Source organism: Chryseobacterium sp. Marseille-Q3244, assembly GCF_940807095.1.
Taxonomy (GTDB): domain Bacteria; phylum Bacteroidota; class Bacteroidia; order Flavobacteriales; family Weeksellaceae; genus Chryseobacterium.
This window is the reverse complement of the sequence record NZ_CALNWX010000005.1, coordinates 101,938-125,000: the sequence shown is the minus strand read 5'-3', so window position 1 is coordinate 125,000 and position 23,063 is coordinate 101,938. Positions and strand designations below refer to the sequence as shown.

General features: G+C 34.6%; 22 protein-coding genes. 9 read left to right on the top strand and 13 right to left on the bottom strand.

Annotation, left to right across the window (positions count from 1 at the left end):
* The first annotated feature begins 94 nt into the window (after positions 1-94).
* The 4 genes from NBX25_RS10735 (at position 95) to NBX25_RS10720 (ending at position 5,181) form a co-directional block, all read left to right on the top strand.
* Positions 95-2,746, top strand: coding sequence for a 4-alpha-glucanotransferase (locus NBX25_RS10735; RefSeq protein ID WP_250253633.1), 2,652 nt, complete (start codon positions 95-97; stop codon positions 2,744-2,746).
* 140 nt (positions 2,747-2,886) lie between these two features.
* The gene (locus tag NBX25_RS10730) at positions 2,887-3,918 is read left to right on the top strand and encodes a dermokine domain-containing protein (protein ID WP_250253632.1); all 1,032 of its coding nucleotides are present in this window, start codon (positions 2,887-2,889) and stop codon (positions 3,916-3,918) included.
* A gap of 179 nt (positions 3,919-4,097) precedes the next feature.
* The gene (locus NBX25_RS10725; RefSeq protein ID WP_250253631.1) at positions 4,098-4,544 is read left to right on the top strand and encodes a DUF4890 domain-containing protein; all 447 of its coding nucleotides are present in this window, start codon (positions 4,098-4,100) and stop codon (positions 4,542-4,544) included.
* A gap of 127 nt (positions 4,545-4,671) precedes the next feature.
* The gene (locus NBX25_RS10720) at positions 4,672-5,181 is read left to right on the top strand and encodes a ferritin (RefSeq protein ID WP_105704292.1); all 510 of its coding nucleotides are present in this window, start codon (positions 4,672-4,674) and stop codon (positions 5,179-5,181) included.
* A gap of 60 nt (positions 5,182-5,241) precedes the next feature.
* Here NBX25_RS10720 and NBX25_RS10715 read toward each other — a convergent pair whose 3' ends face one another.
* Both NBX25_RS10715 and NBX25_RS10710 read right to left on the bottom strand, forming a co-directional pair.
* Positions 5,242-5,625 carry a hypothetical protein gene (locus NBX25_RS10715; protein WP_250253630.1) on the bottom strand — a complete coding sequence of 128 codons (384 nt, stop codon included), beginning with the start codon at positions 5,623-5,625 and terminating at the stop codon, positions 5,242-5,244.
* 431 nt (positions 5,626-6,056) lie between these two features.
* Entirely contained in the window at positions 6,057-9,197 is a 3,141-nt protein-coding gene (locus NBX25_RS10710) for a UvrD-helicase domain-containing protein (protein ID WP_250253629.1), read from the bottom strand.
* A 182-nt stretch (positions 9,198-9,379) separates the two neighbouring features.
* On the opposite strand from NBX25_RS10710, the gene NBX25_RS10705 reads away from it, so the two are divergent.
* The 4 genes from NBX25_RS10705 (at position 9,380) to NBX25_RS10690 (ending at position 12,609) form a co-directional block, all read left to right on the top strand.
* Complete coding sequence (locus NBX25_RS10705; RefSeq protein ID WP_250253628.1) at positions 9,380-10,126, top strand: carboxypeptidase-like regulatory domain-containing protein; 747 nt, start codon at positions 9,380-9,382, stop codon at positions 10,124-10,126.
* 3 nt (positions 10,127-10,129) lie between these two features.
* Complete coding sequence (locus tag NBX25_RS10700) at positions 10,130-10,939, top strand: hypothetical protein (RefSeq protein ID WP_250253627.1); 810 nt, start codon at positions 10,130-10,132, stop codon at positions 10,937-10,939.
* A 17-nt stretch (positions 10,940-10,956) separates the two neighbouring features.
* The gene (locus NBX25_RS10695; RefSeq protein ID WP_250253626.1) at positions 10,957-11,784 is read left to right on the top strand and encodes a peptidase associated/transthyretin-like domain-containing protein; all 828 of its coding nucleotides are present in this window, start codon (positions 10,957-10,959) and stop codon (positions 11,782-11,784) included.
* Between the two features lie 90 nt (positions 11,785-11,874).
* The gene (locus NBX25_RS10690) at positions 11,875-12,609 is read left to right on the top strand and encodes an SIMPL domain-containing protein (RefSeq protein WP_123909104.1); all 735 of its coding nucleotides are present in this window, start codon (positions 11,875-11,877) and stop codon (positions 12,607-12,609) included.
* 130 nt (positions 12,610-12,739) lie between these two features.
* On the opposite strand, the gene NBX25_RS10685 is transcribed toward NBX25_RS10690, so the two are convergent.
* The 5 genes from NBX25_RS10685 to NBX25_RS10665 are packed head-to-tail and all read right to left on the bottom strand — an operon-like array spanning position 12,740 to position 17,643.
* Positions 12,740-13,252, bottom strand: coding sequence for a GNAT family N-acetyltransferase (locus NBX25_RS10685; protein WP_123858884.1), 513 nt, complete (start codon positions 13,250-13,252; stop codon positions 12,740-12,742).
* Positions 13,253-13,254: 2 nt separating this feature from the next.
* On the bottom strand, positions 13,255-13,476 hold the full coding sequence (locus tag NBX25_RS10680) for a PspC family transcriptional regulator (RefSeq protein ID WP_027373948.1): 222 nt from the start codon (positions 13,474-13,476) through the stop codon (positions 13,255-13,257).
* Position 13,477: 1 nt separating this feature from the next.
* The gene (locus NBX25_RS10675; RefSeq protein WP_250253625.1) at positions 13,478-14,737 is read right to left on the bottom strand and encodes a DUF2851 family protein; all 1,260 of its coding nucleotides are present in this window, start codon (positions 14,735-14,737) and stop codon (positions 13,478-13,480) included.
* Positions 14,738-14,764: 27 nt separating this feature from the next.
* Positions 14,765-15,913, bottom strand: coding sequence for an N-acetyl-alpha-D-glucosaminyl L-malate synthase BshA (bshA, locus tag NBX25_RS10670; protein WP_089739560.1), 1,149 nt, complete (start codon positions 15,911-15,913; stop codon positions 14,765-14,767).
* A 26-nt stretch (positions 15,914-15,939) separates the two neighbouring features.
* Complete coding sequence (locus NBX25_RS10665; protein WP_250253624.1) at positions 15,940-17,643, bottom strand: glycoside hydrolase family 3 protein; 1,704 nt, start codon at positions 17,641-17,643, stop codon at positions 15,940-15,942.
* Between the two features lie 116 nt (positions 17,644-17,759).
* On the opposite strand from NBX25_RS10665, the gene NBX25_RS10660 reads away from it, so the two are divergent.
* Positions 17,760-18,314 (top strand): hypothetical protein, encoded by a 555-nt coding sequence (locus tag NBX25_RS10660; RefSeq protein WP_250253623.1) that lies wholly within the window; start codon positions 17,760-17,762, stop codon positions 18,312-18,314.
* A gap of 331 nt (positions 18,315-18,645) precedes the next feature.
* On the opposite strand, the gene ribA is transcribed toward NBX25_RS10660, so the two are convergent.
* Genes ribA through lolB1 form a run of 6 tightly spaced genes read right to left on the bottom strand, consistent with a single transcriptional unit; the run spans position 18,646 to position 22,994 of the window.
* Positions 18,646-19,242: a GTP cyclohydrolase II gene (ribA, locus tag NBX25_RS10655; protein WP_089739566.1), complete on the bottom strand. Its 597-nt coding sequence runs from the start codon at positions 19,240-19,242 to the stop codon at positions 18,646-18,648.
* Between the two features lie 18 nt (positions 19,243-19,260).
* Entirely contained in the window at positions 19,261-19,719 is a 459-nt protein-coding gene (locus NBX25_RS10650) for a hypothetical protein (protein ID WP_123909099.1), read from the bottom strand.
* Positions 19,716-20,330, bottom strand: a complete 615-nt coding sequence (locus NBX25_RS10645) for a DUF4254 domain-containing protein (RefSeq protein WP_123909098.1) — start codon at positions 20,328-20,330, stop codon at positions 19,716-19,718. Before NBX25_RS10645 ends, NBX25_RS10650 begins: the two co-directional genes overlap by 4 nt.
* 15 nt (positions 20,331-20,345) lie before the next feature.
* Positions 20,346-20,558: a twin-arginine translocase TatA/TatE family subunit gene (locus tag NBX25_RS10640; protein WP_066699604.1), complete on the bottom strand. Its 213-nt coding sequence runs from the start codon at positions 20,556-20,558 to the stop codon at positions 20,346-20,348.
* Positions 20,559-20,589: 31 nt separating this feature from the next.
* Entirely contained in the window at positions 20,590-22,152 is a 1,563-nt protein-coding gene (locus NBX25_RS10635; protein ID WP_250253622.1) for a peptidoglycan DD-metalloendopeptidase family protein, read from the bottom strand.
* Entirely contained in the window at positions 22,149-22,994 is an 846-nt protein-coding gene (lolB1, locus tag NBX25_RS10630; protein WP_250253621.1) for a lipoprotein insertase outer membrane protein LolB1, read from the bottom strand. Before lolB1 ends, NBX25_RS10635 begins: the two co-directional genes overlap by 4 nt.
* Positions 22,995-23,063: the final 69 nt, after the last annotated feature.

The following is a 23,063-nucleotide window of genomic DNA, read 5'->3' as shown; positions in this document are numbered from 1 at the left end:
TTTCAATCTTCTTGAGAAGGTTTTTTAATGATTATTTGATATTCAACAAGTTTTATTTTTCGATATTAAAATGTACTTTTATAAAAAAATATAGATGAAGCTATACTTTAATGTAGGATATATTGTAAAAGCTGGAGAAAATCTGCAGTTGGTCATTCGTGAAGAAGGTGCTGCGGCTCATATCCATACGATGTTTTGTGCAGAGAATGGTTTGTGGAAATGTGAAGTTGATTATTTTTCAAAATCCATTTCCTATCAATACAGAGTTGTTAATGAAAAAGGAAATGTTTTAAGAGACGAGTTTGTTCAGCATCATCTTAATTTCCCGCATAACTATAAGGAGTTTATCATTTTTGATGAATGGAATAATAAAAACTTTCCAGAGAATTATTTAAATAATAAAATTCTTCACAACAAGTTACATGACTTTAGTCCGGAGAAATCCACAATCTTAAAAAAACATACTCATCTATTCAGACTGGAGGCTCCTATTTATAATAAGGATTGGAGAATCGTATTGTTTGGAAACACAGCTTCTTTAGGAAACTGGGATTATAATAGAGTTGTGCCTTTGTATCAGACTGATTTTGGTCTGTGGGAAGTTTCTGTTGAAATTCCTGAGAATGAATTCATCCAGTTTAAATATTGTATTTATGATACGAAAGAAAATAGGGTAATAGACGTAGAAACCGGTGAAAATAGATTCACAATGGCTAATCCGCTGCCAGATGTTTTACAGATTGTATCCAACCATTATTTCAGGTTTAAAGGGTATCAGATGTATCACGATGCGGGAGTTGCCGTTCCTGTATTTTCTTTAAGAAGTGATGAAGGATTTGGAGTAGGAGAGTTTTCAGACATCAAAAAACTGGCAGACTGGACAAAGGAAACGAACCTTGGAATTATCCAGATTCTTCCTATTAATGATACTACAGCGAATTATTCGTGGACGGATTCTTATCCTTATGCAGCAGTGTCTGTATATGCTCTGCATCCCCAATATATTTCCTTAGAAAAACTTGATTTCTCTTTACCGAAAGAATTAGTTAAAGAGTATAATGCTGATAAAGAGGCTTTAAATACTCTTGATCTTATCGATTATGAAAAAATGATCGAAGGGAAATGGAAATATCTGAAAGCTATTTTCCATGCAGAAAAAGAAAAGATTTATAAGGACAGAAACTTTAAAAAATTCATCAAAGATAATGAACACTGGTTGGTTCCTTATTCTGCATTCTGTGTTTTAAGGGATAAATACAAAACTCCTAATTTCAATGAGTGGAAAACTCATAAAAAATATATTGCAGGAAAAATATCACAGTTTTTTACAACGAAAAGTAAAGACTATGATCTTTCAATGCTTCATGCATGGGTACAATACCAACTTCATGTACAACTGAAAGACGCTGTAGATTATACGCACAGTCTTGGAGTTTCTTTAAAAGGAGATCTTCCAATTGGAATTTACAGATATTCTGTTGAAGCATGGACGGAGCCTGAACTATTCGGTATGGATTTCCAGGCAGGAGCTCCACCAGATCAGTTTACAGAGCTTGGGCAAAACTGGGAATTCCCTACATATAATTGGGAAGCCATGAAGGCTGATGATTACAGATGGTGGAAAAACAGATTCAAGGCTTTGGAGCAGTATTTTGATGCTATGAGAATCGATCACATTTTAGGTTTCTTTAGAATATGGAGGATGCCTATTTCTGCCGTACAGGGAATTTTAGGGTATTTTTATCCTGCTGTTCCTATCGTTGCGGATGAATTTAAGGCCTGGCAGATTCCATTTGAATTTGAGAGGTACTGTAAGCCATTTATCAACAATGAAATTTTATGGAAATATTTTGCAGGAGATAGTGGAAAAGCTCTTGTATTTATGGATCGTAAAGAAGATGGAACCTATTTCTTTAAAGAAGAGTTTGATACCCAAAGAAAGCTGGTAGATTTCTTTAAGAAAAAACCACATGGTCCCCTGGAGGAAAAATTGATTTCTCTTTGTGCTAATGTTTTGTTTTTACCGGAAGAAAGAAAAGGAGTAACAGTATATCATCCAAGGTTTAATGTGTATAATACGGAGTCTTATCAATACCTTCCGGAATCTGAACAGAAAAGTATTTATGATCTGTACCACGACTATTTTTTCAGAAGGCAGGATCATCTATGGTACGAAAAAGCAATGGAGAAACTCCCTGTTATCCTGAATGCTACAAAAATGCTGATTTGTGGTGAAGATTTAGGTATGGTTCCTGCCTGTGTGCCGATTGTAATGGATGAACTGGCTATTATTGCTCTGAAAGTTCAGCGTATGCCAGCAGAGAATATTCCATTCTACGATCCAAGATATGCTAGTTATATGAATGTGGTTACTGCTTCTTCCCATGACAGCTCTACCTTGAGGCAATGGTGGAAAGAAGATAAGGCTTTGACTCAAAAATATTTTAATCAACAATTAGTTCAATACGGAAAAGCTCCTGAAGAATTATCTCCAGAACTGGCTGAGATCATTATGAAGCAGCACTTATATAACGAATCTATGTTGGCTATTTTCCCGATTCAGGAATTTATGGCTACCGATGCAAGACTTACCAATCCTAAAATGGATAATGAAAGGATTAATAATCCTGCCGTATTTCCACATTATTGGCGTTATAGAATGCATATAAAGCTGGAAGACCTCAAGAACCAGAAAATGTTCAATGAAAAAATAGCCCACTGGATAAAAGATAGTGGCAGGATGTAAATTTAACTATTGATTTTCAATTAGTTATATGTATTTTAAAAAGAAGTTTAATCTTAGGATTTAACTTCTTTTTTTTATTTGCATCAAAAAGATAGAATTAAGATATTCTGCTATATATTAACCAATTAACGACTATAAAGATGAAAAAAATATTTTTGGGATTAGCTTTTGGGTTGGGCGTTTTGACGTCTGCTCAACAGTATCCGAATAATGGTTGGGGTGATGATGGTTATTATCAGAATGGAAATGGCTATTACGGCGATGAAGATGACAGAAATTATTTCCCTGATGATTATTATTATAACTATCCTCAGGACTATTATCCAGGTGATTATTACCAAAGCTATTATAATGACTACAGAAACAGTATTATTAATATCGATTGGAACGGGTTCTTTGTTCAAAACAGATTAACCCGTTGGCAGGTAGATCAGATCATGAGACTGAATAATCTGTATGCGAGTTTTACAGCCTGGGATAATTTCTACAGATATAATCCAGACAGATGGTATTATGATAGATTCTATGCATTGGAAAGAATTATGGGGCCAAGGGTTTTCGTTGTTTTCCAGAATAATTATTACAGAGGAGCAAGTCCAATTGTTTACTTCCAGAATTACAGAAGGACTTATTATGTTCCGAGATATGCTGTAATGCCAAGGTATCGAAATGTGAACATTAATATTTACAGAGTAGATCGCTCAAGGTTCAGAAGAGTTGATAATCCTACGTTTGATATTGTAAGAGGAAGCAGTAGACCTGATAATGGTTTCAGAAACTCAGGAGGATCCAACGGAGGCTTCAGAAATAATAATTCAGGAGGTCTTAGAGGAAACTCAGATAACGGAGGTTTCAGGAATAATAATTCAGGAGGCTTTAGAGAAAACTCAGATAACGGAGGTTTCAGAAATAATAATTCTGGTAGTTCCAGAGGAAACTCTGACAACAATGGAGGATTCAGAGGAAATTCTGATAAAGGCGGTTTTAGAAATAACTCCGGTGGATTTAGAGGAAATAATGAAGCAAAACGGGAAGCAGCTCCTGCTCCATCAAGAGAAAATAATGGTGGATTCAGAGGAAACGGCGGTGGTTTCAGACAACAAAAATCTGAAAATTCTTCACCAAGTCGTGGTAACAGTGGAGGCTTTAGAGGAAGCTTGGTAAGGAATTAATTTTCATATATTATATTTAAGTGGTGTGAAGGGCAGGTTTTTATAATCTGTCCTTTTTTTTGCGTTATTATTGATTTATTTTAGTTAAAATTTAACATTATTTATGAATGTGTTAATTTAACTTATGATTTAATAGTGAATCAAAAAGGTATAATAACAATTAATTAAATTTTAAAAAGATGAAAAAATTAGTTTTAGCAATAGTATTTATCGGAATGGGTAGTTTTGCAATGGCACAACAGACAACTCCACAGGACAGGGAAGCAAAAAGAGCAGAAATGCAGCAGAAAATGCAACAAAAAGAACAGGAGCATCTTGCACAGATGCAAAAAGACCTTAACCTTAATGCTTCACAGGTAACGCAGGTAAAAGCATTACATGAAAAAAGAAAAGCAGAAATGAAAGCCGATTTTGCAAAAAATAAAGAGGCAAGACAGGCTAAAATGGAGGAGATGAAGGCCAAAAGAACACAAATGGATGCTGATATGAAGAAGATCCTAACTCCTGAACAATATGATAAATGGCAGGCTGACAGAAAAGCTAAAATGGAGCAGAAAAGAATGGCAATGAAGGATAGAAAGATGATGAAAAAGCCGATGAATACAGCTACTCCTGATGTAAAATAACCGTTTATAATTTTAATTTTTTAATGTGTAAAGGATGGAATTTTTTCCATCCTTTTTGTATTAATTTTCTGTAAAACTTTTGATTTCGGGCTTTTATTCCCTATTTTTGACTATAAATTTAATACTTATGGTTAGCGAAAAAATTGCAAAATTAATTAACGAACAAATTGCTCACGAACAATACGCCGCTCAATATTATCTTTCAATGTCTGCATGGTTTTCAGGAAAGGACCTGGATGGAATTGCAAACTACTTCAGAGTACAAAGCAAAGAAGAATTAATGCATGCCGATAAAATGTTTGATTATCTGAATGACGTTGGGGGAGAAATTATCATCGGAGAGATTCCAAAACCTCCACATGAGTTCGAAAACGCAACAGATATTTTTGAAAAAGCGTTGGCACATGAGAAAATTGTAACTAAAAGTATTTTCAATATTGTAAAAAATGCCAATGAAGAGGGTGATTTTGCGACAACATCATTCCTACAGTGGTTCATTAACGAACAGGTAGAAGAAGAAGCGAGTGCTTCTCAGTATGTAACAAAAATCAAAATGGTATGTGATAATCCATCTGCTTTATATCTTTTTGATCAGGAGTTATCACAGAGAGTATTTACTCCTAATACAACTGCTTAAATCCCAAAAAGTTTTTAACAATATAAAACCGCTATTCTTTATGATAGCGGTTTTTATTTTTTAGTATAATGAAAGGCAAGTAGCTTTTATTGCATGACTAGTGTTGATACTATATAATGAAAACAGTGAAGCGATACTCAGCAGATATAAAAGAGATAATAGAATCAATTTTTTACCATTCCCTTTTTCATGTCGGATCGAAAAGATCTGTACCAGTAAGAGTAAAGGATATACGAACGTAATGACTGCAAAGAAAGCGAAGAGCCAGGTCATAATTAAAGAGAATATACTTTGGAAATTAATGGTTTCAAGACTTCTGTTAAAATAAACATGAGCTGCCTTATCCCAATAATAAATAGCAGCTAAAGCAATGAAAATACTGAGGCTTATCCATTGAATATTGAATACAATCTTCCAGTTTTTAATGATACAATTTTTTAACATAAGCCTTTTGTGCTGTTTCTGATTTATAGAGGCTTATTTTTTCTGCCTTAATCTCTGTATTCTGATAGCTGTAATAAAAGTTATAGCTCCTATTATAAGACTAGAAAAAAAAGATTTTACTATACTTTCTGTAGGCATATACCTAAGACCATCCTTGGTTACAGGAGGATCAATATAATCTAGAATATTAAATATGACAATTCCGGATAAGGCCATCATAATGACGCTTATTAAAAATGAGATAAAATAAATTTTCATGGTTATATCATTAATACTTGTGTTAGTTTTTAAGGGTAAAGATTATTTTACATTTTCCAGCAGTTTTTTATAGGGTGAAAGATACAGCTTAATCTATAGTTCCGGATATTTTAACGTGTATTTTTAATGATATTTTATTGTAATTCAAAGAGATATTTGAAATAGAAGTAAATTTACAGATAAATGATCTGTGTTTTCAGAACTTTTTTACCCAACCTTTCAAGAATATTTTTGTATCCCTGTACCTGTTCTTCATCCTTGCCTTTCTCTTCACCGGTTTTAAAATCCACAATGATATAGCCTTCTTCACTTTTGAGAATACGGTCAGGTCTTGAAATATGGCTTTCCCCATTTTCAGAGATCATGATATCTTTTTCATTGATAACTTCCCACTTTTCATCAAAGAATTCAGAATATGTTTTTACAATTTCCTGTAAAGTGATCTGTATTTCATTCTTCTCTTCCAGGGTAATCTGGCCTTCCAGAGCATAGCCATCCAATACTTTCGTAATATCTTTTTTAGTATTGATCTTAGATAAAAGTTCATGTACAAAAAGCCCGATCCTTACTTTCTCGTTTCGTACCTGATAATTTTTTGACGGAGTAGCAATTTTGATGGAAGTACTTTTTTCATTTACATTTTTCAGATTCTGAATATTCTGAGTTTTAAAAGAGGATGTCTTTGTCTTAGAATACTTCTTAAGCATTTCAGGTTTTACTTCATACAGATCAAATGAATCTGAATTTTCAGTGTTCTTGGTCTGAATAAATTCTAACAATTCGAGATTATTCGAAGTTTTATTAGCTTTTTGAAGATAGAAAAATAACTGCTCAACAGGTCTAGTGGTTGCTACATACTGTAAACACAACCTGTCAATCAAATTTTTATACGAATTCTTTTTATTGAATTTTTGAATTTCCTCATCATAAACTTCCAGGTTTTTACTGAACTGGTTAATGTTCACTGACTTTAAAGCATCACTCTCATTCGTTTCAAACCAATTGGTAAATTCACTATCCCGGTTTTTATTCATCATAGGAATGAAAACAATAGGGAACTCCAGCCCTTTAGATTTATGGATCGTCATAATCTGAATGGCATCAATATTTTCCGAAGCCTGAATGGTATAAGAAGATGCTTCTTCATCCCAGTATTTTAAAAACTCTTTGGTACTTGCCCCCGCATTTTGAGTAAAGTTGAAAAGCATTTCCAAAAAGTTCAACAGGAAGTCTGTTTCCTTATTTTCTACTGAAAACTCATTGATGTAATACTCAATAAAATTGTACAAATTGAATCTTGGAAAATGATCCTGCTTCAACTGTAGCGAATATTTCTGCTGGATAAACTGAAGTATTTCCTCATGACCTTCAATATCCAGAATTTCCTTCATTTCAAGCGTGAAATCTGCCATGTGAATTTTTCCTAATGTATTCAGATAATACATCATCATAATCAGACAAGGCTTATTTTTCGGATTGATTTCCCATCTTAAAAACTCAATGACCGCTTTCAAAGTATTGGAAAGCTCCAGGGTAAGACCTTTATCAGAAATGGTTTTAATATTGGTTTCCTCACCATGATAGGTTACTTTTAAGCTTCCCAGTTTTTGAGAATAGCTGAAAATATCAAAATTTCCTCGGCATAGAATTGTAATATCTGAGAACTTAAATCCATTATCCAGACATTCCTGAATATCTTTCCGCATGCTCTCTGAGGTATCATCATAAAACTCTTCGTTGGTAAGATTTTCGATCAGATTTACTTTTACCCGCCCGTCAATCTTCGATTTTGGTGTTTGTTCGGCATCCGTCCCGAAAATATTTTGATGCTCCTCTTCCAGTTCCAGAGAATGGTACTGATAGAGCTTATTATTAAAGTGTACAATATTTCTGGCACTTCTCCAGTTGTCTTTAAGAACAAGAAGATCCGCTTCCTTGGGAGAAAACTCTTTTTTATTGATAATATCCAGCATCAACTTACTTTCTCCGCCACGGAATCTGTAGATACTCTGTTTAGGATCTCCTACCAGAGTAAAAGAAGTATATTCGGTGGAAACACTATGATCTCTTAGTGGAACAAAGTTTTGCCATTGTAATTCTGACGTATCCTGAAACTCATCAAAGAAATAATGCTGAAATTGTGCCCCTACTTTTTCATAGATAAAGGCAGACGGCTCGTTTTTAAGATTTTCATTGATAAGGATATTAAATTTTGAAAGAAGAACGAGGTCATTCTCTTCCTCAATCTTTTTAAGTTCATCCTGAATATCCTTATTGACTTTTAAAGGAAGCAGCGCAGATAAAATCTTTTCCTTCTTCTGGGTTTCAATGTACAGAAGAATTAGCTTCATCCTGTTTTCAATAAGCTGGTCCAGAATCTCAAAAATTTCAGATTCTTTGTGTTTAGACTTTGAAGAGGCTCCTTTTCTGTAATTATTGATGACCGATTCTTCCGCTGTAGTAGGAAAAGGAAACCCAGCTCTTTTCTGTTGGTAAAAATCAATAACCTTGGTAAAGAAGCCTCCAATTCCGTTTTTTCCCTGCGCAAAATCTTCAATCTCAATATTTCTTGATTTAAATAATTCAATAGAATTGGTAGCAAGCTCTGCAGCCTGTTTCTTATTAAGAACAATCTCTTTACGAAGTGCATTTTTAATGTCTTCATAATTCGTATCATCAAAACTCTGATTGCTTTTCAGATGCTCATAGTGAATATCCTTTACAAACTCTTTTGCCGAATCATAAAGGTTCTTGTTAAGATTAATCCTTTCATTATTCTCAAGGCTGTAATCCACATAATCCATAAAAGAATGAGAGATCGTGTCATTCTCTCCAATCTGATCCAACATTTTATCAACCGCTTCAATGAGAAATGGTTCTGCTTCAATTTCCAGGTTGAAATTTTTTGCCAATCCCAATTCATAGGAAAAGCTTCTTACCAACCTTGAGTTGAAGCGGTCAATCGTTCCGATATTCAAAGTGGAATAGTTATGAAGAATATGATCCAGTAGCCTTTTTGAACGATGATGCAAATCATCAATAGTAATTTTTAATCCCTGCTCTTCAAAAGCTTTCTGAATGTTTTTAAGATCAGTATTCCCTGCATAATCGCTGGCAGCAAAATTTCCAAGCCAGGACAAAATTCTTTCCTTCATCTCATTGGCAGCCTTATTGGTAAAGGTCAAAGCGAGAATATTCCTGATCGATTGTTGTTGATTAGGATAGCGGAGACAGATCATCAGAAGTCGCTGAACCAGGGCATATGTTTTCCCGGATCCGGCTGAAGCATTGATAACTGTATAAGAATTTTGCATTGTTAAAGGAGAATTGAGACTGCAAGTTAGCTAAAATTTAAAAGAAAATTTAACAATTCAATCTGCCTATTTAACAGTTTCGCGACCAAAAGGCAGCAAGAAATACTAAAAGGCGTTAACGGTGGTTAAACTTATGTTTCAATACAAAAATAATTTTAGCTTTGCTCTATAAAAAATAATCCGTGAAATTCAAACTACTCCTTTTTCTATCTCTGATTTTCTTCATGCGTTCCAATGCTCAAAGCTATATTTTTGGAAAGGTGGTTTCTGAGAGCGGTGCAGAAATGAAAGATGTCACTGTCGTAAATATCAGAACTGATGAAATGGCATTCTCAAACGAAGATGGACATTTCATGATTTCTGGAAGACCAGGTGATGAATTACGATTTATAAAAGCCGGATATGACAGAGTTGTGAAAAATGTTTCTCAGGAAAATGTACAGTCTCCGATGAACATCAGCCTTATTCGATCAACCATTCAGATTCCTGAAGTGGAGGTTAAGCAGGGGCTTACCGGGAATTTAAAAATAGATTCAAGAAGTTACAATAAACCTAAAAAGGTTCAAAAGCTGGAGACAGAGATGAGCCGCTATATTGCACAAAAGTCAGATCCGAGAATCCTTGCTGCAAAACCTGGGGAATTTGTACAACCAAAAGGAGAAGGATTTTTCATTGGGAAAGTTAATGACAAATGGGATGATATTGATTTAATGAATTATATTCATACAAGTCTTGGAGATGATTATTTCACTAATCTTAAAATAGAAAAACCATTGATTAATCATTTCATTTCTTATGTTTTAGCAGGTGGTTTTGAAAGGAAAAAAATCCTCAAATATGGATTTTGCAGTGATGCTGATCTGAACAGGTTCCAACGTTTTGTCCTGACAAGAATTTCTTCTTATCGCGCTCCACAGCCTCAAAGATAATCTATGGAAAACATATTCAAAACCAGTCTGTGTGTTATCCTTTCTCTCCTATCAGGAATATTGTTCTCACAGCAAAAAGTAACGGGATTTGTTACTGATAACACTCATAACAATATTAATCCGGTATTAATCATTAATGTTTCGAAAAATATTTCTGTACTGAGCGATTCTTCAGGGAAGTTTGTAATAGATGCCGATGAAAATGATGAAATAAGATCTGTAAAAGAAGGATATTATCGTGCCAGTAAGAAGGTCTTAAAAGAAGATTTCAATACTCCTGTGCTAATGGTGCTCTCAAAAGCGGAGATTCAAATTCCGGAAGTACAAATTGCTTTCAAGCCTACAGGAAACCTGGAAAAGGATAGTAAGCGCCTTAATGAGTCTCAAAAACTAAGGTCTTTAAAATCGGATATGTCAAAATATATGAAAAGTCCTTTAGCAGAGCCCTTGCCTGATAAATCTATTTCCAAAACCTTTACCGGACATGATTTTAAAGCAGGGCAAGTAGATGTCTTAGGTATTATTGGTAAAGCAATAAATCTGTTTACGAATGCAACAAAACCTAAAATTACAAAGGCAAACTATCTGGAATTTCAGGACTTCATGGTACGACTTAAAAATGACGTTAATTTAGATTTCCTGAGAAAATATGGGATGGAAGATGAGCAGATTGATGCATTTCTCATTTATGCGGAAAATACGAGAGAACTTTCCAAAAAATTCAGAAAAGATTTCAATAAGGAGGTATTGGCATTTGAATTAAAAACTGCCTTTGTAGAATATCGTAAGTTGAATAAGCTTGATGCCAAATAAAATATTGGTATTTTTAAATGATAAAAGAACAATTGGATTATAACCTCAAAAATATTGTAAGTGTATATTGGAAAAAAAGTTTTCTTTTCCTTGTCATATTGTGCAGTAATTTTTTGTTTTCCCAGCAGACCGTAACCGGGCGGATTATTGATGACAACGGAGGAAATTTAAGTGCAGTAACTATTGTCAATATGTCTACAGATAAAAAAGTATATTCCAATTCACAGGGAATGTTTTCTATTGAAGCTAATCCTAATGATGAATTGAGGTTTGTAAAAGAAGATTTCACGAGGGTTTCCAGAAGAGTTCTTACAGATGGAATTAATGCTCAATTACTGATAACACTTTTCCAGATACCCAAAGATGTTGGCGAGGTAAAAATTATAAAAAAACTATCAGGTGATCTCGAGCAGGATTCAAGAGTTGTCGCTAAAGTAGATAAAGGAGAGCAGGTGAAACAATCCGTGGGACTTCCGCAGCCCGTTGGAAAGATGCGGGAAAAGCCGGCAGAAGTGAAAAGTGTTCTTTTACCTATATTATTAGGAAACCTCAATGTACAGGGAGTGTACGACCTAATCAGTGGAAAAGCCAGAAAACAGAAAAGACAATATAGATATGATGACCTCCAGGAACATATTGCCTGGGTTCGGAGCAGGGTAGAGGACGATTATTTTGTTAAGGCTGGAATACCTGCTGATAAAATTTCGGAGTTTATAGAATTTTCATTTGTAGCCAAGCCTCAGGTTCGTACGTATGTAAAAGCCCGAAATTTGTCCGGTGTTATGTTGAGAATGGAAGAGGTGATCCCACTTTTTATTGAAAGACTAAAGAATAGTCATCGATAACTCAATTTTTTTTAATGTTAAATAAATCTTAAAATATTGGAATGGAAATTGATGCAATAAACTCATAATCAAATCAAATTCACATATTTTATGAATAAAAATATTATTGCAGTTGCAATAGGCGCTTTAGGATTTGTTCTTGGCCTGGGATTTTTGGGAAATGCAATCAAAAACAGGAATAAATCTGAAAATACGATCTCCGTAACAGGATTAGGATCCAAACAGTTTACTTCTGACCTGATTACCTGGTCAGGAAGTTTTTCTAAAAATAATTCTGATCTGAAATCAGCTTATGATCAGTTGGCGCAGGATAGAAAAGTCATCAATGATTATTTGATTTCAAAGGGAATAAAACAGAATGAGATTGTATTTTCCTCTGTGGACATTCAAAAACAGTTCAGGAGTTATAATGATTCCAATGGAAATTATGTACAAGGAGAATTTTCCGGTTACAACCTATCTCAAAATGTCTCTATTGAAAGTAAGGAAGTCGGTAAAATTGAAAATCTTTCCAGAAATATTACTGAAATTATCAACCGTGGAATTGAATTCACTTCTTCTTCACCGTCTTATTTTTACACCAAACTAGCTACGGTAAAGCAGGAAATGATTGCCAGTGCTACAAAAGATGCTAAAGAAAGGGCTGAAAAAATTGCAGAAAATTCGGGAAGTAGTTTGGGCAATCTTAAAAAAGCGACAATGGGGGTCATTCAGATCACAGCTCCCAATTCAAACGAAGATTATTCATATGGAGGAACATTTAATACTTCTTCCAAAGAAAAAGAAGCCAGTATTACCATAAAACTGGAGTATGAAGTAAATTAGATGCTGATTTTAGCAGAAAAGTAAAGCGCAAACATCTGTGAAAATTTGTGCAATCTGTGGTTAATAATTTATCTAATCAATCTTTTTCCTCAATAAAAAATAAACGCCGGAAATACTCCGGCGTTCTATATTAAGGATAAACAATATCGCAAATTTCATTTTTAAGCTCTTCCACATTTTCAGGAGAATAATTGGCCAGAAGCCATAGGTTTAGAGATTGTTTCCCTTCTCCATAACTTGGTTGTACATAAGTAGTATCAATGAGTCCGAAACTATTTCTCTGATAGAAAGAATAACGTCTTTTAGCATCTTCATTCAGATCCTCAGGCTCAATTTCCAGGATAATTCTTGGATAGTTTTCAAGTAAGTGCTGCATAATATGAGATCCTAGTTTCTTGCTTCTGAAGGCCTCAAACACTTCAAAATGTTCTACAAAAACAAAAGAACTCAACTCCCATAAGATGAGATATCCTATGGCCTCTGATTCATGTACTATAGACATAAAACTGACTTTCGGATTTGAAAATAAATCCAAAAACTGTTTTTTATCTCTTTGTTCGTCTACAGGAAAAGTGCTGGTATAAGAAGAATAGATTCCCTGAACTCTATGATCTTCAGCAGAAGTAATTGGTAAAAATTCCATAATTATAAATCAAAGACACTTGGTCTTCTGGTGATAAAAATATCTTTAATCCACAAAGTAAATGCCAAGCCCAGATAAATCAGAAAGAAAAAACCGGCGGTAGCAAAAGTAGAGTAGATGAAAAAGATCCTTAATTTGGATACGGGAATTCCAAGTTTGGCACCCATTCTTGTCAGTACACCAAACCATTCTCTTTCCATTTTATGACGGATATTACTCAGCATTTCAAGATTCTTTTAAAAGTTTAAATCCAATACTGCAAGTTAAGCAATTTTTTTCTTCACATGAGTTTTTGTAGTGATAAATCAGGCTCTGGCTTTCCAGAGCATTGGTAGCTGATACGCCAAGATTTTTCCAGCTTTGGACTACTGAGTTCTTTTCAGCTGGAATATTTTGATAGAATTCTATCATCTTATCCGCAATTTCTTCACTATGGTATTTATGATAAGTATACTTTAACGGAAGAATAGTATTTACAATGATGAGGTTAATAAAATCCTTACTTAAAGTTTTAGGCTGTACTTTTGAAATCGTTCCGAAATTGAAATGACAATCCCAATACTCAGAAGCTTTTACTGATTTAAATAGATCATAGAGTTCTTCAGTACTTTCTGCATCCATTACTTTTGAAAATAAATTCTGATGCTGGTAAAGATCTGCCAGCTGAGACAGACGGATGGTAGGAAAATTAGGAGGTCGTAGTCTCAAAAATTTAGGATGAAACAGGAGGTTTGGAAGGGTAAACTTTGCTTTAATAAATTCGAATTCCCGCTTCCATATTTTCATCTGTCCGTCTTCAGGAGTCGTAAGCCAGCCCGAAATTCCGAATAATAAAGCTTCAAGTTGCAGTGGATTCTGACGGATCTTATTAATAATACTGTAATCAATACTTTCTGCAATCTGCCTGAAAATATGAGCATTTACTTTTAATCCGAAAGAATAAGCAAGGCTGTGGAATAAAACCGCTTCAAAATTATTTTTATAAAAAATTAAACTTTGCTCAAGTTCAATAGATTTTTCCTCCAGTTTTTTCAGAATATTTCCTTCATGAAAGTGGACTGGAATTTTATCTTTATTAAAAATATTTTCACAGGCAATAAATTGATTACCATTGACTAATCTTTCGTACTTCCATATTATACCTTCATCAATATAATGTTTCAGTTCAAGGGTAGGAACTTTCTGATGGGTAAGCTCACTAATCTCAGTATCGTGTTGAAAAACTACATGAAGAATAATGTTCTGGTAATTGGGGTCTTGAGAATGATTGTGGAAAATCCAGTCCGAGGAACGAACATGCAGTTCTATATTTCCGGCAAGAACTACATTATTGATTTTGATTTTAGAATCGAGAAAATCCGGGCCGGCATCTTTGTTCCATTTCCCGAATTGGATAATTTCAACGGAATTTCCTTCAATATCCTTGAAGTCAAAATATTTGAAAACCTTATAGTTCCAAAGATATTGAAGTAATTTTTCCGTCATAGTGTGACGATAAATATAATAGAAATATTATACTTTCGTCAACTCCTTTTTAAAATTTTCTATAGTCGTTCTATACATTTTCTCATAGATAGGAAGAATATTTTTCAAATCGAATTTTATAGCTTGTTCTTTCGCATTTTCTTTCATTTTGGTTAAAAGTTCTTCATTGCTTAACAGCTTAATGGTGTAGTTGCTCATCGCTTCTACATTTCCGATCTCTGCTAAATATCCGGTTTCCCCCTGAATATTTACCTCAGGAATTCCACCTGCATTCGAGCTGATAACCGGAGTATAAGCGGCCATTGCTTCCAATGCTGCCAAACCGAAGCTTTCCTGCTCTGATGGAAGTAAAAATACGTCAGAAAGCTGCAGGATCTTATAAAGGTCATTTACTTTTCCTAAAAGACGGATTTTTGAGATAAGATCAGGATTTTCTTCAAGGAATTGGTTCACCTTTTCCATATCCGGGCCTTCACCAATGATAATAAGTTTAGATTTTACCTTCTTCTCAACGTTTTTAAAGATTTGCAATACTTCATCCACACGTTTTACCGGACGAAGATTCGATACGTGGATCAGAATTTTCTCATCAGGATTCGCAAACTGAGTTCTTTGACATTCCGTGCAGTCGTCAAATTCAGAATTATCAATAAAGTTAGTAATCACCTGGATTTCTTTTTTGATATTGAAAAACTGAAGGGTATCCTTTTTCAGGCTTTCAGAAACCGAAGTAATGGCATCTGACTGGTTGATGGAAAATTCTACTGCATGTTTATAACTTGGATGCTGACCTACAAGAGTAATATCCGTACCGTGAAGGGTCGTTACTAGAGGAATATCATTATTATCTTCCTGTAGCATCTGTTTAGCTGTAAATGCTGCATACGCATAAGGAATGGCATAATGAGCATGGAGTAGGTCCAGTTTATAGAGATTCACAACTCTGTAGATCATAGAACTTAATGCAATATCATAAGGCTGATATTGGAAAAGCGGATAGGTCTGAACATTTACCCTGTGAAAGAAAATATTCGGATTAGTGATGTCTAATCTTGCAGGAAGAGCAGAGCTGATGAAGTGTACTTCATATCCTTTATTGGCAAGGGACATTCCCAGTTCTGTTGCTACAATTCCGCTTCCACCATAGGTTGGATAGCAAAGTATGCCTATTTTCATTAGATTATTGTTGTTTTGATGTTGTTTTATTTTGTGTTCATTGGGGAAATAGGATTCAGATCAATCCCCATTCCTGCTTTTAGCTGATCGTTAACCAATACAGGAAGTCTGCCCCAGATTTTTGTTTTCCCATTTAAAGCATCTGCTGTAGCATTCATAGAATCATCATTATTTTCATAAGATACCAGAACTGTTGAAACTTTTGATAGATCAATGTCTTTCAAAGCATAGGCGCTTCCGAATACATTCAGAAGTACATTCTGATTTTTAGTAAGGTCAGCAAGAACTTTTTTAGATTCTGAAGATATTTTATATGGTTTATAAGCTGTTGAATTATCCTTGTGGAGACCAACAATTACTGTAGAACCAGTTGGAATTGTACTGATCTCATTTGCTTTTTTAAGAATAATATTAGACCCCATTCTATTAGCAAATGTCTGATAAGGAGCTTCCTCTAACGGAACATAATACACTTGTTTTCCTGATAGAGGTAGTAGCTTTTTCTCATCTTTTAATAAAGTTAATGCGTTAGAATAAAGATTCTGAACCAAAATCTTGTGAGAATCATTATTCAGGTCAGCATCGATGTTGTCCGGATTTTTTGGAGCGTATTCAGTAAGTCCTAAGAAATATTTTGTTAATAAAATTTTCTTTACACTTTCTTCTACTCTGGATTGAGAGATTTCTTTGCTATCAATGGCCTTCTGAATCAGTTTTTTTCCTTCAGAAACCCCCTGAGAGAAAAGCATGATGTCATTTCCAGCTTTGAATGCCATAGCATCCAACTCTCCCGGTTTGTACTTGTTGGCAACGGCGCCCATATTTAAGGCATCTGTGATAATTAATCCTTTGTAGCCAAGTTTATCCTTCAATAATCCTGTGATGATATTTTTAGAAACAGAAGCAGGAATACCTTTTCCAGATTCTAAACTAGGAACATATAAATGAGCTACCATAACGCCACCAATTCCTTTATCCATTAAAGCTTTAAATGGAGCAATTTCTATTGAATTCAATCTATCTAAATTGTGGGAAACCACAGGAAGATCAAGATGTGAATCTGTACTAGTATCCCCGTGACCAGGGAAATGTTTGATTGCTGCTAAAATATTGTTATCCTGAAGTCCATTAGAGTAGGATAGAGCAGAGTTAATTACATTATCCACCTCAGAGCCGAAACTTCTGTTACCGATAATAGGATTGTTCGGATTGGTGTTTACATCCACTACCGGAGCAAAATCCCAGTTGATTCCCATTCTGTGGCAATCTTCTGCAATTTTAGCAGACATTTGATACACTAGATTCTTATCCTGAATAGCACCTAAAGTCATTGCCCAAGGAAATTTATGTGCTGTTGCAATTCTTTGGAATAAACCCCATTCAGCATCCATTCCAATCATCAAAGGAATTTTGGATTTTTGCTGGAACTCATTGACCAGGTTGATTTCTCTTGCCGCATCATCCTGCATCAGGATCAAACCTCCGATCTTATCGTTAGAAACAATATTTCTTACTTGATTAATATAGTCTTCTCCTTTATTTGTATAAAGAGCAACAATAAAAAGCTGCCCTAGTTTTTCATCCTGTGAAAGATTTTTATACGTTTTTTCAACCCATTGCTGAGCCTTTTTCATATCTTCTTTCGACGTGTTTTTTGGCTGATACTGGGCATTAATCCTAGGACTAATGAATGCTGCAATAAAGAGTGAAGTATATAATAATTTCCTCATGACTTTTTGAATAAGAACAAAAATACAATTAAAAAAATTGACAAAAACAAAGATTTTGAAATTTTTGGTATATGATTTGAATACGCAATATAAATAATAACTAAACATTTATAGAAATGAAAAAAATTCTTCCACTTATATTATTAGCCGGTGTCGGATTTTTAACATATAGTTGTGATAATAGCAATGATGATCCGGTTGTGGTAAATCCTGGAAAAGATAATGATACATTTCCAATCATGACGGATGCGACTGGATCATTTACAGCTGCAAACAATTATACATTAATATCTGATATCAGCATTCAAGCTACTGATGTAGTGCTTGTATATAAAAAAGAAGGTAATCTGTGGCAACAAATTCCCAAAACCTATTATCTTAATGATGTAACTGGTTTGCCAACAAATAGACAACTAGATTATAACTTTAAGTTTAATAGTAGTGTTGTAAATGTTGAAACAAAAGCAAATTTTAATCAAGGAACACAAATGACACCTTCAGAAACTTCTAATTATTTGACAAATCAAACATTTAGAATTGTATTAGTACCTGCAGATCCAGCTAAAAAGTCTGCAAAAGCAGCTAATAGTGTTGATTTAAGTGATTATAATGCGGTAGTAAAGTATTATAACCTTGATGAATCAAAGATTAAAACAATCAATGCTCATTAATTAAGAAATATCTTTTCAGTTTTTTATAATTAAAAAAGCTTCGGGAGTTATCTTCCGGGGCTTTTGACTTTTTATATGATATGAATGAATAGGAGAGACTGGATAAGCAATGAGTCATTAACAATGGATAATGGTGAACTCATTGATCGTTTAAGGACTAATAAAGCTGTCTTATAAACAATGATAAGGTCTAATAAATATGGATTGAAATAGAAGGAAATTTAATGAATTCTGATAGCTTTATAGTGAAAGTTGATACTGGAATTGAGAGGTGATGAGGTGTCAGAACATAATAAAAAAGCTTCAGAATTTATTCTGAAGCTTTTTTTATCTAGTTATCATTGTCATCGAGTAGATGTCCAAAGAAATCTTTTTTCGTTTGTAAATAGCCTTTACTTATCTCATTGGCCGGAATCTGTAATGGTATCCTTGAATTAAGATGTACATTACTATCTACCACATATTTTACCTTTTCAGGGTTATTGGTCAAAAGATTGACATCTTTTACATCCAACAGATTAAGGATTTCAATAGCTACACCAAAGTTCCTGTCATCAGCAGGAAGTCCCAGTTCAAGATTGGCCTGTACCGTATCAAGTCCTTTTTCCTGTAATGAATATGCCTTTAATTTATTGATGATCCCAATATTACGGCCTTCCTGACGAAGATAAATAATAATACCTCCGTTTTCGTGGATGTATTTCATTGCAGCATCCAACTGCTGCCCACATTCACATTTTTTTGAATGGAAAACTTCCCCGGTAATACATTCTGAATGGAAACGGACATTTACAGGTTTTGAAAAATCTGTATTGTCTGCGATGATTGCCATGTGAGGCATCCAGTCATTTTCGTTTTCGGAGAAAGCAATCATTCGGAAATTGCCGTGCTCTGTAGGAACATTGGCTTCCGCCTGAATTTTAATCATTGATAGTTCAATTAGTTTTTAACTTCCTGGTAAAGTATCTTCAATGACAGAAATATTGGTTTTTAAACGAACCAAATATCTGTTAAGAACTTCATCATCATCCTTGTCAAGACTTTGTCTTTGCTTTTGAATTTTTTTGTATGATTTTTCGAAGCTTTTTAGCGCTCTGCTTTTACCAGCTGAATTATTGGCGTCAATAGCATATAAATAATTCTGAAGGCTGTATTTCAAACTTGTAACCTCATCATTCAGCCCATTGTTTTTAAACTTAGGAAAAGTGGAGATGATATTTGAAATCTCAGAAGCGTTTACGTTTTCCTTGATATTGATATTAAAACTCTTCTTTGAGCCTCTATCAGAATCAGATCCTTTTGTATCGCTATAAAAATTATTTGACAGCGGAGAAAGGTTAAGCTTTTCCGTTGCGCAGGAAGATGTTAATAGTATTAGTACTCCAAAAAAAACTAGTCTTTTCATTTCTGTTGCCCTTTTTGATAAAGGATTGGGTTAAGACTTTCATCGTTATACATTTTCATTTGTTTGTATACTTTCATCTTAACGTTACCGTTCTCAATATCAGCAAGCAACTGATTTATAGAAGTAGATAGATCTTCCCTCTGAGTAAGCAGAACATCCAGTTTAGCCTGGCAATTATTTCTGTGTTCTTCAGAAGCGGATTCTCTATTGGCTTCTAATGACATATGATAAACCTTTAATGCAAGAATTGATAATCTGTCTACTGCCCAAGCGGGAGTCTCCGTATTTATCTTTGCCTCAGGTTTAGGAGTTATATTTTCAAACTTATTAAGGAACCAACTGTCAATATATTCTACCAGATCAGTTCTTTTCTGATTGGAGGCGTCTATTGTTCTCTTTAATTGAAGAGCTTCAGCCGGATCAATATTTTCATCTCTAATAATATCTTCCAGATGCCATTGAACGGTATCAATCCAGTTCTTTGCATACAAAATCCGTTCCAAACTATCTTTTTCAAACGGGTTATTAATTAGAGTGTTAACGTCATCAGACACGTGATAGTCTTCAATAGATTGATTGAAGACTTTCCATGCAGTCTCAGTAAATTTCATTAATTCTAAGGAATTTTAGTTACTTGAAGAATTATTGTTTGTAGAAGACGACTTATTTTCAGAACCTGGTTTGTCTTCTTCTTTTACCGCATCTTTAAATTCTTTGATACCTGAACCAACTCCTCTCATTAGTTCCGGAATTTTCTTTCCTCCAAAAAGCAGCACTAAAAGTATTGCTACGATAAGGATATGTTGCCAAGATAAGGCAAGTATTGTTAGTGTATTCATCTCTTAAAATTTTTACAAAGTTACACTTTTTTTAATATGAAATCCAACCTAGTGGATCAACTGGTGTACTTCCATTCCATACTTGGAAATCAAGGGTATAGGCACCATCAAAATCCTGAGCTACAGTTCCTACTGGAGTTCCTGCAGAAACCTGCTGTCCTTTGGAAACACTTACACTTCCTAAGTTGGAATATATAGTAAAATAACTTCCGTGTTTAATGATTACGGTTTTTGTACCGTCATTGTTCGCAAGTACTGAAGAGACAGATCCCGGATATACAGACTTTGCACGGGTACCTGAAGGTACGGAAAGTTTAATCCCATTATTTTCTTCTGTAATATTTTTGAAAACAGGGTGTGGCTGTCTTCCGAAACGGTGAGTAATTTGCCCAGCTCTGTCTGCAGGATATCCTAATCTTCCTCTGTTTTCCGCAAAACTGCTTCCTGTGGAAGTAGTCACTCCGTAACTTGTCATTGCTTTAGACTCTGCCGCTTTTTTCTCTTCTTCTTTTTTCTTGGCTAGTGCTGCTTCTGCTGCTCTTGCTGCGGCTAATTTATCTGCTGCTGCTTTTGCATTAGCTGCTGCTTCATCTGAAGCTTTTTTCGCGGCTAATTTTCTTGCTTCATCTCTTGAATTGGCTTCTGCTTTTGCAGCCTCTTCATTACGCTTTCTTTCCTCCTCCGCTCTTTTTGCTGCTAATTCGGCTGCTCTTTTTGCTTCGGCTTCAGCAATTCTTCTTTCTCTTTCTAACGCTTCAGCTCTTGCTTTCGCTTCCGCTTCGATTCTTGCTTTTTCTCTTTCAGCGGCAAGTTTTGCTAAACGTATTTTTTCTGCTTCTGCTTTTTTTCTTGCTTCTTCTTCAGCTTTCGCAATTCTGATCTCTTCAGCAATAATTGCTCTGATCTGCCCTTCAAGAGCCTTGGATTGAACCTGTTTTTGTTTCAGTTCAGCAGTAAGCTTCGATTCATTCTTTTTAAAATCAGCTACCAGTTGCTCTTTTTGGGCTCTTTCCGTATTAATCGTAGCTAAATCCTTCTGTTGATTTACCAGAAGGTTTTCTTTTTCTTTTACAGAGTTCTGTCTTTGTGTAATGGTTTTTTTGATCTGATTGGCAGCATCAGTAATCTCAGCTGCTTTTTTATCCTGATAGTCTGAATACTGCTTTAAATATTGTACTCTTCGGATAGCCTCGCCCATGTTTTTAGCTGAAAGGATGAAGGTTACTTTATTCTGTACCCCTTTATTTTTATAAGCATTTACCAAAACTTCAGCATAGTTCTTTCTCAGAACAGCCAGTTCTTTATTCTGACGGTTGATTTCAAGCTGCTTCAGATAGATATCATCTTCAATAAATCTCTTTTCTTTTTGAGTGTTATTGTAGACTTTTTCTCTTAAGACTAACTTTTGATTAACGCTGGTAAGATAGGCTATGGAAAGTTTAGATTCGCTTCTTGTTTTAGCTAAATCTGTATTTATTTGTGCAATTTGTTTTTTAAGTTCGGCATTCTGTTTTTGTAACTGTTCTTTTTTCTGCTGCCCCTGGTGCAGCCCGAACATAAGAACACCTATTAAAAAGCTAAATTTTTTAATCATTTAATCTCAATTTTCTTATAACTGGATGGTACAGAATAAGGTGTTTCCATCCTCGAAAAGTCAAATTTCGTGTTTTCCAGTAAAATTTGACTAGATTTTGAGCCTTTTATAATTATTTTAACATTTTGCGGCAAGCGGATTCCATTGTATTCATTCCAATTACTGTAAGATATTTCTAACTCATCCGGAGATAAGACATCTTTTAAGTTGACAGTCAGTAAATCATAATTGGTATCATATTGCAATGCAATTTTGTACTCTCTCTGTTTTTCATCAGTTACAATTTTCTGGTTGACATTAGAAACCATTTTGTATCCCTGTGCATTTTGAGTGAGTGTAAACTGAGAATCATTAATCTTTATAAAGGTTCTTCCCAATAGGATTCTTTCGAGAGCTTCATAATCAATGAAGTTAACATTCAGGAGATTATTAAGATAATCAAAGTCGGAATCAATATACGTTTTACTTGTCTTATCCTGCCCTTTTATTCCTTCCGGAGTCGCTATACCTCTGGCCACATTAAGGAAAAGGGCTCTCAGGTTCATCCAAACTTTTTTATCATTTTCAATATAAATGGTTGCATCCAGTGTTGGAATAAAGCTGCCGGTTTCTACCCGTACCTTACTGTCAATTTTGATCTGCTCGAATTTTAGTGGGATTAGTACATGTTCGTAAAAGGAAAATTTATCCCTTACCGGTTGGTTTACATCTTTTGGATTTCTGTTATCTTCTGTTGTTTTGATACTGTCCTGGGGAGTACCTGTACCACTTTTTACAGCATTACGGGTTTTACAGGATGATAAAGCAATAAGCAATAAAAAAAATGGGATCCAATTTTTCATGTATTTATCTTTTCAATTAAAAAAATACGGTGCAATATTAACGCCAAACCACACAAAACATTTTGTGTG